The organism is Alteromonas sp. B31-7 (genome assembly GCF_015767655.1).
In the GTDB taxonomy this organism is placed as follows: Bacteria; Pseudomonadota; Gammaproteobacteria; order Enterobacterales; family Alteromonadaceae; genus Alteromonas; species Alteromonas australica.
Genome location: NZ_CP065233.1, coordinates 4,112,151 through 4,123,927 on the forward strand (window position 1 = coordinate 4,112,151; position 11,777 = coordinate 4,123,927).

The 11,777-nt window shown below is 46.7% G+C and carries 6 protein-coding genes; 2 read left to right on the forward strand and 4 right to left on the reverse strand.

The window, feature by feature from the left end; genetic code table 11:
* Positions 1–84: 84 nt before the first annotated feature.
* On the reverse strand, positions 85–2,370 hold the full coding sequence (gene parC / locus IUA53_RS18020; protein WP_044055763.1) for a DNA topoisomerase IV subunit A: 2,286 nt from the start codon (positions 2,368–2,370) through the stop codon (positions 85–87).
* A gap of 257 nt (positions 2,371–2,627) precedes the next feature.
* Between parC and IUA53_RS18025 the strand changes: the two genes are divergently transcribed.
* Positions 2,628–5,750 carry a hybrid sensor histidine kinase/response regulator gene (locus tag IUA53_RS18025; protein ID WP_196897510.1) on the forward strand — a complete coding sequence of 1,041 codons (3,123 nt, stop codon included), beginning with the start codon at positions 2,628–2,630 and terminating at the stop codon, positions 5,748–5,750.
* Here IUA53_RS18025 and IUA53_RS18030 read toward each other — a convergent pair.
* The 3 genes from IUA53_RS18030 to IUA53_RS18040 form a co-directional block, all read right to left on the reverse strand.
* Positions 5,740–6,456, reverse strand: coding sequence for a DUF2982 domain-containing protein (locus tag IUA53_RS18030; protein WP_044055761.1), 717 nt, complete (start codon positions 6,454–6,456; stop codon positions 5,740–5,742). The two genes, IUA53_RS18025 and IUA53_RS18030, sit on opposite strands and share 11 nt — an antisense overlap.
* A 175-nt stretch (positions 6,457–6,631) precedes the next feature.
* Positions 6,632–9,760, reverse strand: coding sequence for an efflux RND transporter permease subunit (locus IUA53_RS18035; RefSeq protein ID WP_044449240.1), 3,129 nt, complete (start codon positions 9,758–9,760; stop codon positions 6,632–6,634).
* A complete protein-coding gene (locus IUA53_RS18040; protein ID WP_196897511.1) occupies positions 9,757–10,902 on the reverse strand; it encodes an efflux RND transporter periplasmic adaptor subunit in 1,146 nt (381 codons plus the stop codon). The genes IUA53_RS18035 and IUA53_RS18040 overlap by 4 nt, the downstream gene beginning before the upstream one ends.
* A 119-nt stretch (positions 10,903–11,021) precedes the next feature.
* Between IUA53_RS18040 and IUA53_RS18045 the strand changes: the two genes are divergently transcribed.
* Complete coding sequence (locus tag IUA53_RS18045) at positions 11,022–11,660, forward strand: TetR/AcrR family transcriptional regulator (RefSeq protein ID WP_156141726.1); 639 nt, start codon at positions 11,022–11,024, stop codon at positions 11,658–11,660.
* Positions 11,661–11,777: the final 117 nt, after the last annotated feature.

The following is an 11,777-nucleotide window of genomic DNA, read 5'->3' on the forward strand; positions in this document are numbered from 1 at the left end:
CTTATGGCTGAGTAGAAAGTGTAGTTCAGGTAAGCGCAACAACAACTTAAAAGTGAGCTTATTCGCCGAAAGGCTAAGCCAAACTTAACTTAATGGCTCACTGTCTGACGTACCTGTGCTGTTTTCAATTTCAATGCTGTCTACCCGTTGCAAACCCCGAGGGAGTTTATTACCTCTTCGTCCTCGCTCTCCTTGATAATGGGTAAGATCATCAAACGTTAGCGTCATATTGCGCTTACCCGCTGAAATTTTCAGAGATGCGCCGTCAGGAACAATAGACAGTACCTTTACATACTCTTCGCGGCTTTGCGCTTTTGCTGAAGGAATACTCATTAATTTATTACCCTTCCCTTTGCCTAGACTCGGCAGGTCTTTTAATGGGAATAACAACATGCGGCCTTCATTTGAAATGGTCAAACACCAGTCTTTTTCTAAATTTGTGACCGGTTGTGGTTTCATCACCTTTGCCCCTGAAGGCAATGACAAGTAGGCTTTACCCGCTTTGTTCTTACTTATCATGTCTTTGAAGGTACCCACAAAACCATAGCCTGCATCTGAGCCCAGCAGGAACTTGTCGTCATCTGCGGCCATAATCACATGCTCAAACGACTCGCCTCCTACAATAGCAAAGCGACCAGTCAAAGGTTCTCCCTGACTTCTAGCAGAGGGCAACCCATGGGCATCACACGCAAAAGTTCGCCCTGACGTATCCATAAATACGGCGGGCTGATTACTTTTCCCTTCGGCACTGGAAAGAAAGCCATCTCCGGCTTTATAGCTTAATCCTTCGGCATCAATATCATGGCCTTTCGCACATCGTGCCCACCCTTTTTCCGACAGCACCACAGTTACAGATTCGGCCGGTACCAACTCTTTTTCTGAAAGCGCTTTGGCTTCGCTACGTTCTACAATAGGCGAGCGCCTATCGTCACCATAATTCTCGGCATCGGCTAGAATTTCTTTTTTGATCAAGGTTTTTAATCGGCGATCAGACCCTAATAAGGTTTGTAACTTATCCCGCTCTGCGGCAAGTTCATCTTGCTCACCACGAATTTTAATTTCTTCCAGTTTGGCTAAATGACGTAGCTTTAACTCTAAAATGGCTTCCGCTTGTTTGTCGCTTAACGAAAAACGCTGCATCAATTCAGGTTTGGGCTTATCGTAAGTGCGAATAATCTCAATCACTTCATCGATATTCAAAAAGGCAATGAGTAAACCTTCTAAAATATGTAGTCGTGCCAGCACTTTGTCTAATCGATACTGTAGGCGGCGGGTGACCGTTTCTTTTCGGTATTGCAGCCATTCACTTAAAATAGTACGTAAATCTTTTACCTTAGGCCGTCCATCTAGGCCTATCATGTTTAAATTCACACGATAATTCTTTTCAAGATCTGTGGTAGCAAACAAGTGCTGCATGAGTTGCGCAGTGTCGACCCGATTAGAGCGTGGCGTTATCACCAAACGTGTGGGGTTTTCATGGTCTGATTCATCCCGTAAATCGCTCACCATGGGAAGCTTTTTAGCCTGCATTTGCGCAGCAATTTGTTCGAGTATTTTGGCGCCGGACGCTTGGTGAGGTAAAGCAGTTACAATGATATCGCCGCTTTCTTCATGAAAGACCGCGCGCATTTTGATAGACCCTCGTCCGGTCTCGTACAATTTGCGAATATCAGATTTAGGGGTAATCACCTCAGCTTCTGTGGGGTAATCGGGCCCGTTTACGTGTTCGAGCACATCCTGTAAATCCGCTTTACTGTTATCTAGCAATAAAGCACAGGCGTTCGCTAACTCTCTCACATTATGCGGCGGGATATCGGTTGCCATTCCCACTGCAATGCCAGTAACGCCATTTAATAAAATGTGCGGTAGGCGTGCAGGGAGCATGCTAGGTTCTTGCAGGGTGCCATCAAAGTTTGGGACCCAGTCGACTGTGCCTTGCCCTAACTCATTAAGTAGTACTTCTGAGAAGCGTGATAACTTTGCTTCCGTATATCGCATGGCCGCAAACGATTTTGGGTCGTCAGGCGCGCCCCAGTTCCCTTGCCCATCCACCAGCGGGTAACGGTAGGAAAATGGCTGAGCCATGAGCACCATCGCTTCGTAACAGGCAGAGTCACCATGAGGGTGAAACTTACCGAGGACATCACCCACGGTACGAGCCGATTTTTTGTATTTCGCGTTTGCGCTTAATCCTAAATCGGACATGGCGTAAATAATACGTCGTTGCACCGGCTTTAAGCCATCTGCGATATGTGGCAGGGCTCTGTCCATAATGACATACATGGAATAATTCAGGTACGCATCTTCGGTGAACCGTCTCAAGGGAAGCTGTTCAACACCGTCGCGGTTTATTATGATCTCGTCGCTCATGATAATTTTTCGTTTTGTTATTTGTACTATCGAACGTTAACCGTCAAGTTAACGAGCGGTGTAATGAGAAGAAGCCAAATTAGCACACTGCAAGCACCCCTTCATCGTGGTACTGCTTTTGTATTGTGAGGTAAAGCGAAGACTTGTGCAATAACACTCACCCGTGATGCGCGTGTACGCCATGATTTTGCGCACCCTTTGTACATTCTGTAATGAAGTGGTTTAATACCCTGAGAATATCAAGAAATAGTAATCTCATGCGCGTTTGCCAATCGTTATTTATACTCTTTTCGCTGTGCTCTGTGCTGCTGTGCCCTGCTTTTGCCCAGCATACTCAGCAGCTGTTTGAAGAAGATACCAGTATCGAGTTATCTAAGTCTCTCTATTATCTGCATGAGACAGACCTGCCTCTTACCATTGGTGATGTAAGCAACAGACGCAGCGATTTTCGTATGCACCCCCATGACAACCCTAACTTTGGCTTCCGCTCACAAGGTATGTGGTTACTTACTTCTTTTGCAAATATCACCAACGAAGAAGATTGGGTGCTCACCATCAATTTCAGCCAACTCGATAAAGTGGATTTTTACCTCGTTCAAGATGGCAAGGTCCTTAGCCAAAGCCATCAAGGTAAATCCCAGCAAGAGCAACGCTTTCGCGTCCCCACCTTCAGAGTACACTTACCCAACCCCGAGCGGGTTGACGTGTATATCCGTATAGAAAGCCAGTCATCTAGCCTGATTACTCCCCTCAAAATCCAACCGGAGCCATTACATAGTACCTATTTTCAGTGGGACAGCCTGCTTTGGGGGCTATTTTATGGTGGGTTACTTATCTTAGCCGTTTACAATTTGGTGCTTTTCTTTGGCGTGAAGGAAAAGAGCCTAATTGCCTACATCGGCTATATCTTGGCCGTTATCCTCTGGCAATTTGTATGGGGTGGACATATCCACTTTTTCTTTCCCTCAGGTATACCTACCTGGTTGGTGGGGCATACTGAACTTATTTTTGTGATTATAGGCATATGCTCTGGTTTGTTTACGGTTAGCTTCCTAGAAACCAAACAAAACGCGACCATGGCACACCCCATAATTATGCTGCTTCTTTTCGTGCAGGTAGCTGTTGGTGTAATTTGCTTTACTGATGTACTGCCGTCCATATGGAAAAACAACTTAGTTTATGGTGTGGGGTTAATCGCCATATGTAGCTATATCTACGCTGGCTTTGAGGCTTTTTTCAATCACTTTAAGCCCGCACGTTATTTCATGATTGCATGGTCTATGCTGGCGCTGGGTGCCATTATTGGCATGCTAAGTTTGATTGGCGTATTGCCATCTAATGACTTCACCACCTACTGCTTTCAGGCCGGCGTATTTTTTGAATCTGGCTTGTTTTCATTGGCGCTTATGGAGAAAAGCCGAAGCCAATTGGAGCTCGAAGTTGCGCAAGCCACTGACGATTTACGCAACAATATGGAGCTAATAGAAGAGCAAAACGCCAGGCTGGATATTGCCCGCAAAGACGCCATAAAAGCCAGCAATGTTAAATCACAGTTTCTTGCCAATATGAGCCATGAAATCAGAACTCCGCTGAATGCTATTTTAGGGTTTAGCCGTGAGTTAACTAATGCCGCTTTACCTACCGAGCAACAAGAACAGGTGCGTATCATCGATACCGCAGCAGACAACCTACTCACTATAGTGAATGACGTTTTAGACTTTTCTAAAATTGAAGCTGGCAAGCTACAAATTAACAACCAGCCATTTTCACCTAACAAGCTGTTAGAAGAGATGGTCACTCTCATGGCAAAGTCTGCGCACAGCAAAAAATTAGAGTTTGTCCTTGATGTAGCGCCGTTACCAGAAAAGCTGATTGGCGATGTATTTAGAATAAAACAAATCCTTAATAACTTGCTGAGTAACGCCCTTAAGTTTACTTCATCAGGTACTATCACCTTGGCGGTATCGGGTCGCTCTTTGCCCCATGGCATACATGAAATCAATATTGTGGTAGAAGATACTGGCATTGGTATAAGCCGCCAAGATCGCAAAAAACTCTTTAGTGCCTTTTCACAGGTAGACGATGCGCTCAACCGAAATTATCAAGGGACCGGCTTAGGTTTAGTGATCAGCCGAGAGCTCGTGCGCTTGATGCGGGGAGATTTAACCCTAAAAAGTATACCCGGCTTAGGCTCAACCTTTAATGTGACGTTAAGAACAAACCATTTAAGCCAAAAATATGCACTGAGTACCGACCCTGACTGGCAGAACAAACATGTGGTTATCTATGACCCCATACCCGCCACACGACGAGCAAGTGCAGCTATGTTGACTCGCTTGGGCGCAAAAGTTACCAGTGTAGAGTCGTTAGACTATCTTTCCAACCTAACGATATGCCCTGACTTTTTCATGGCTACCGCCCCTGTGAGTAAATTGAACCAGCGAGATACCTTGCTTAGCCGGTTTGTACAGTTTCCAGCGAAAAAACGCATTTTATGGTATTCAGGTCCAGAGCCTTTCACACAGTATCCAAGCTTAACTCAGCATTTTAATACGCAACTTAGAATGCCGATGACCGCCACTAAATTAGATGGCTTAGTACACAGCAAGAAAACGCAGACGCGTAACCCGTTGCAGCAGAAAATTAATGCCCTTCCCAAAGCGCGCATATTAGCGGTGGACGACATGGACATGAATTTAAAACTGCTCCATACCTGGTTAGACGGTTCTCCTGTCACCCTTATTACTACCAACAGTGGGCAGGATGCGGTAAGCCGCTGTCAAACCCAAGAGTTCGACCTTATTCTAATGGATGTTCAAATGCCAGGCATGGACGGTTTACAAGCATCTAGAGGGATTAGACAAACGCCATTGAACTTAGGTACCCCCATTATTGCGGTTACTGCTCACGCCTTTAAAGAAGAGCAAGAGCGGCTTCTCGCCTCAGGAATGGACGACTACTTACCTAAGCCCATTGAACTCGCGCAGCTCATCGACTTAATTCGTTCTTGGTGCCACCAAGTTGAACCGGCACACATTACGCTACCGAGTATAGATTGGCAGCTTGCCCTCAAGCGGGCAAACCAAAATCACGACGCCGCGAAGGAATTGCTGACGGACTTTATCGAACTCCTGCCCGACGCTATCGTCACTATAAGAACACTGTGGGAAAAACGCGATTTCAATGGTTTAAAAGCGGAGATACACAAGCTTCATGGTGCCTGTTGCTATACTGGGGTACCTCGCCTGCAAAACCTGGCAGACGAACTAGAAACGGCCCTAAAGCTGGGCCAGCACTTTATTGTTGAAGAGCACATTCCTACCTTCCTGAATGAAGCTCAGCAAATGGTGATAGACAGTAAAAAATCAATTATTCATTGATAGATGATTGTGTCTCTAGCTTTAATTGTGCACGTGCTTGCTGGCACTGTGCAATTAACGCAGCAAATTCGGTTGGGGTGCGATCTATATCGGACGTGGCAATATACACATCAAAACCAAGCCTACGCCTAAGTTCAACCATGCGGTTTGCCAGCATAGCTTTCACCCCAGTGAGGACTGTGCCGTCACTTAGCGTAAAGTGCTTGTCGTCGAACATAGACTGCTCATAACAACTGCCCGTGGCGCAATTATCCTCTGAGTTTTGCAATAAAAGAGGCCGTTGCTCCATCAGTAAGTGGGTGGCTAACCGGGGCGAAATAGAATGCAAAAAATTGCGGTAGTCTTTAAGCTTAAACCCCACCGTTTCTAACTCTACGTGGGTGAGACCCGCTCTCACCTTTGGGCAATCAGCCCGCTGCAGGTTGTCCCAATCGATTTGCCAACGCCCTAATCTATGGCGATAAATAATATGCTCTGGAGTCATCTCTAAACTAAATTCGGGCTCACGAACTTTGAAGTAGCCTATCAACAGGGCGATTAAAGATGCGCTGGTAATAAAGATACCCGCCAATACCAACCAAGATGGCAACAATACAAACCAAAGTGCAGAAACAAATAGCCCGACCAAGCCAATGACAATAGAGGTAATGCCGTTACTTTTAGACGCAGCACGAATATAAATGGGTTCAGCGTTATCGCCAGACATAAAAATACACAACCATCATGATGAGGCCCCAGACCACGTAAAGGCGAAGCCGAAAACAGACAGGGCAATGTGTTTGCCACCAGCGCCGCGGCGATGAATGCTGCTGAAGCTTTTTGTTCATAAAACCAATACGTGCGTGTTAAAGCAATAGTTTACCCTGTAAATGGGTGTTTTGTTAACGGCTAACACGATAACGATAGCGTTGAAATGCTGCCACCACAGTAGGCGTGAAAACCAAAGACAAAATAACAGAGAAGCCTACCCCACCCGCTAGTACGACCGCCAGGGGTGGCCAAAAGCTACCTTCGCTGAATAATAATAGTGGAACCAAGCCGCCCACGGTGGTGAATGTAGTTGATAAAATATGTCGGCTACACCCCATGGTTTCCTTAACAATTTCCCGAGTATCCCCCTGTTTGGCTTTGGGGTTTGCATTAATTGCGGCGATAACCACTATGGAGCCATTGATAGCAACGCCAATAAGCCCGGCGCACCCGAGTAACGGATTAAAACCAACGGGCAAACCTGATAACCAAAGGCTAAACATACCCAAACCCACTGAAAGTATTGCCACAAGCGCGATAACACCTGCCATACGTAAGCTACTGAATGTGAGAATAAGCGTGGTGATCATGAGCACAAGCAGGACGGGCGCATAGGTTCCTAACTGGCCTAAGGCTTGCTGCTGCTCATCGGCATCCCCGGCTAAATGGATACGATACCCTTGAGGTAAGGATAATTGCTGAGCCAGCTTTTCCCTAAGGGCATTACTGGCGTCTACGGCGGGAACACCAGGCAATAAAAACGCTTGTACGCGATTAACCCTTTCTCCGTCCTGCCGCGTGATACTGCTAATGGCAGGTGCTAACGTTAACGAAGATATTGCACTTAACGTGGACCACATTTGCGCATTTTCAACGGGCAAGGGCATTGCACCAAGGCCTGACACATCTTCTCTGAAATCGGCAGATAACCTTACTTTCACGGGGATTTCTTCGGTGCTTTCTAGCACCGAGCCGCCCGCAAGACCTGAAAAATTCACTTGCATCTGAGTGGCGAGATCGGACAACGACATACCTAAATAAGACAAGGTATCGCTGTCGGCTTTTACTTTGAGTTCTGGCTCGCCAATGGTAATACTGGCAATCGACTGGGAAACGCCCGGCACTTCAGAAATCAAATAGCGTACTTGCTGCCCCAGTTCGTTTAGTACCTCTAAATCGGGGCCAAATATTTCCACTTCTACAGGGGCGGCAATGGGGGGGCCTTGACCAAAGGCCCTGACGACCACTTGTACATTAGGCATTTGCTCATCAAGTGTTGATTGTAAAGTAGCAATAAGCTGTGAAGCATGAGCAACGGTTTCAGTGGTTACTACGGCATTGGCGAAATTAGGCAAATTATCGCGAGTCATAATTTGGTTGTAATACACCGAGGGAGCAGACCCGCCCACTAACCAGCTAACTTGCTCTACACCAGAGCGCTGGCGGATAATAGCATCTGCTTCTATAGCCGCCGCTTGGGTATGAGTAATACTGCTGCCGTCTTTGGTCCAAAGGTACACTTCAAACTGGTCTCTATCGGCACTGGGAAAGAACACATTGGCCAATGTACCCGACAAAATAAAGCCAGAAAGGCAAAACACCAGCACGATAGGAATGACCCACCATGGCTGCCTAATCCAGCGTCCTAGCTGCAGACTAAAACTGTGTGACAAATTAGGGGCTTGTAAGCCAACTTGCCACCAGGATTTCACGGCAACACTGCCACTCTGTGCACCTTTTGGTAAAAAGCGCGCAGCAAGTGCAGCAATGATAGTTAATGAAATGAATAACGAGCCAATTAACGCCATGACCACGCTGATGGCAATGGGCCCAACAAAATCTCCAATATTACCGTTAAGCAAGAATATCGGCATGAAGCCTAATACTGTGGTCAACGTAGAAGCCAATAAAGGGGCAAATAAATGAGACACGCTTTTCGCCATAGCCCCTACTCTGGTAAGGGCTGGATCTTGCAGATTGATTCGTATTTCATCTGTAATGACAATGGCATTGTCTATTAATAATCCGATGGCGATAATCATGCCGAAAATCGACATTTGATGAATTTGCTCGTTATAGAAGTTTAACGAAAACAAGGCGAAGGCGGCGCATAGGGGTAAAGCTAGACCCACAATCCATGACGCTCTAAACCCCATGAATAAAAAGATAACCAGCATCACCACGGCACAACCCATCACCAAATTTTCTGATAAATCAGCCAGTCGTTTTCCGGTATATTTATTCTGTTCGAAGGTGGTATGTGCGGTCACCGTACCTTTAAAATCTTGATTGAATTGGTCTACCACCGCAAGGGCGTTTTTCGTCCACACATCAGCCCGCAGGGAGGTCTGCATACGCGCTGCTACAAATATGACTTCCTCGCCGTCAACCAGGGCAATGTCGGCACGAGGGGTGGTATAGCCGCGCGTGACATCCGCTATATCGTCCACCCGTAAATAACGACCTTGCTGGTTAATGAGGGGGATGGCTGCAATAGTGGCGATACCATCCAACCCTTCTGCCACGCTAAAACGTAAGTTATTCCGCTTTGTATCTAACACCCCCGCAGGAAGCTTTGGATCAGCAGCTTGAATAACACGACTCACTTGTTGCAGGGTAAGCCCTGTAGCCGCCAGCTTTTGTGGAGAAATACTGACACTAATTTCCTCCTCAGGCGCACCATAAATGCGAACCAGTTCTGTACCGTTAACATTGCGCAGGCGATCGGTGAGTTCTTCTGCAAGTCGACCCACCAATGTGAGCGGTGTGTTTTCAGGATACTCAGCGGAAAGACTGAGTAATAGAGTAAACGCGGTGGCGCCCCGCTTTTCATCAAAAACTGGGGCAGCAACCCCTTCAGGAAACGTTTCTGCAACGGCGTTAATGCTGTCTCTTATCTCGCTAAATAGCTGTTCGTTACTGCTATTATCAATCCAATCTTGGGTTTCAATATTGATAACAGAGATACCCGCACGAGACGTAGATTTCACCTCTTTAATTTCGTAGATTTCCCGTAACTCATCTTCAATCACGTCGCTCACCAAGGCCTCTACTCGGGCCGCCGATGCGCCCGGATAAGCGGTAATAACGAGCGCATTGCGGGTATCAATTCTTGGGTCTTCTAGTCGAGGTAGCGCAGACAATGCAGAGAGGCCTGCCACCATGAGGATCACCAAACTTAAAATAAGTAGGTGTCCATTACGGTAAAACAGGGTGTACCAGGGGTAATCTTTACTTTCTTCGACAGGGATAAATTTCATTGCCCAGCACCTGTGGTAATGGGCGAAGAAGAGGACACCCCCACGGTTTGCCCCGGCGATAATTTGTGGGTACCACTGATGACAAATTGCTGCTGATCACGTATGGCGCCGCGCACAAATGCTCGCTCTCCATTAGTGTAGAGTACTTCCACAGCCCGCCCTTCTAACGTCTGCGTTTGTGGATTAACCACAAAAACACGCCACAAACCTCTCAAGCCGTTACTGAGCGCCCCCACTGGCAGCCAAGCGCCAGTTTCGGCATGTCTTTTTTCGCCACGTACTTTTGCCATATCACCGGGCCGCAAGCCATCGTCAGCGTTCACGGAGACCAAAACATCAATGGTGCGGGTTTGTCGATTCCGTATAGGGAGATGTTGCAGTACCTTTCCATTTAACTGACCATTTTCAAACTCAACAGAGACCATTTCACCCAGCGCAAATATAGACAGCATGTCGGCGGGAACGGCTAAGCGAATTTGATATGCCTGTTTGCTGGTTAATGTAAACAGAGGAGCCCCTGCTGCCAGCACACCCCCCTCATCGACATAGCGAGCACTGACAGTACCTGAGAAGGGAGCCAGCAATCGGGTTTTGTCGCTGTCAACGGCAAGGCTGGCTAGCGTAGCGTTGATTTCTTCAACTTGCGCCTGTGCGGATGCTTGAGAGGCATTAGCTTCATCGAGCTGTTGTGAAGAGATGAGCTTTTTATCCACCAAGGTTTTCACCCGAGACAAAGTCATGTTCGCAAGCGCTAAGTCTGCATTTGCCCGTGCTAATGAGGCTTCTAGTTCAACTTGCCTTGCTCGCAAACGCTCAGCATCAAGGGTGGCCATTACCGCGCCTTTTTCAACCCAATCACCTTCCTCGTTGAAAATAGCCGTGACTTGCCCTGCACTATCAAAAGATAAATCTGATGCATTCGGTGACTCAACGAGACCGTACACATAGACAGAGGTCACAAAACCTTCTTGAATATGGAGAGTATCAGTTTCAACTCGGGTAGCTGGAGCATCACTGGCCTGTTGAGGCGCACCATTAAGGCCAGCTGCAAACATTAACATGACTAATACTAAGGCAAATAACCCGATAGCAGAGTAAAGCGATAGCGTCCCTTTTATAGGGTAGTGAGAGGTACTATTCATGACTGACATCCTTAGCAATCGCCGTCCAATTTGGCATTCTAGTGCTGATATGCTAATTTATAAATACTAGACCGTCCAGTTTGATATTAATATTTTTTTAATGAGAGGTTAATTTGCCTGTGACAGAACCCCGTCGCCAAGGGCGTCCAAAGAGTGAAGAGAAGCGACAAGATATTCTTAGAGCCGCATCAACCCTCTTCCTGAAGGAAGGCTTTGCCAATACCTCCATGGATTCGGTAGCTAAAGCCTCTGGGGTGTCGAAACAAACGGTTTATTCTCACTTCTCCAGTAAAGATAGCCTTTTTAAAGCGGCAATTGGTTCTAAATGCCGCTCGTACCAACTCGATGCGTTGCAGATTGAAGACGACGCTAAAGCCCAACCTATGCCCAAGTATCTCACCAAGGTTGGCACGCAATTTATTAAACTTTTGCAAGACCCTGACGCTATAGCACTGTTTCGCGTCATTATTGCTGAGGGTGGAAATAACCCACGTGCTGCCCAGCTGTTTTATCAAGCCGGTCCTTTAGCCACATTAGATACACTTGGCGCAGCTTTTAAGCGCTACGGCAGCCCTACTCTCAGCACTGAGTTAGCCCATAAGTTAGCCTTTGATTTTTGTGCATTGCTGAAAGGTGAATTTCACACCATGCTTTTATGTGGCCTTCGTCAACCCATGACAGATTCAGAAATTAGCGCTCATGTAGCGCCAGCAGTAGAAAAAATTACCACCCTGTTTAGGGCATATTGCACGAAATAAACCCCACGTAGTGGTATGGCATTTAGCCTAAATTACACTGCCAATATATGACCGATAAGGATTACATAGCCTTAGCTTTGTTATACACTACGCACGTTTTCGTTGATGATTGAGTGC

Coding starts and splice junctions, on each gene's coding strand:
- parC (WP_044055763.1), bottom strand. CDS start 2,370: ATGAGCGACGAGATCATAATAAACCGCGACGGTGTTGAACAGCTTCCC.
- IUA53_RS18025 (WP_196897510.1), top strand. CDS start 2,628: ATGCGCGTTTGCCAATCGTTATTTATACTCTTTTCGCTGTGCTCTGTG.
- IUA53_RS18030 (WP_044055761.1), bottom strand. CDS start 6,456: ATGTCTGGCGATAACGCTGAACCCATTTATATTCGTGCTGCGTCTAAA.
- IUA53_RS18035 (WP_044449240.1), bottom strand. CDS start 9,760: ATGAAATTTATCCCTGTCGAAGAAAGTAAAGATTACCCCTGGTACACC.
- IUA53_RS18040 (WP_196897511.1), bottom strand. CDS start 10,902: ATGAATAGTACCTCTCACTACCCTATAAAAGGGACGCTATCGCTTTAC.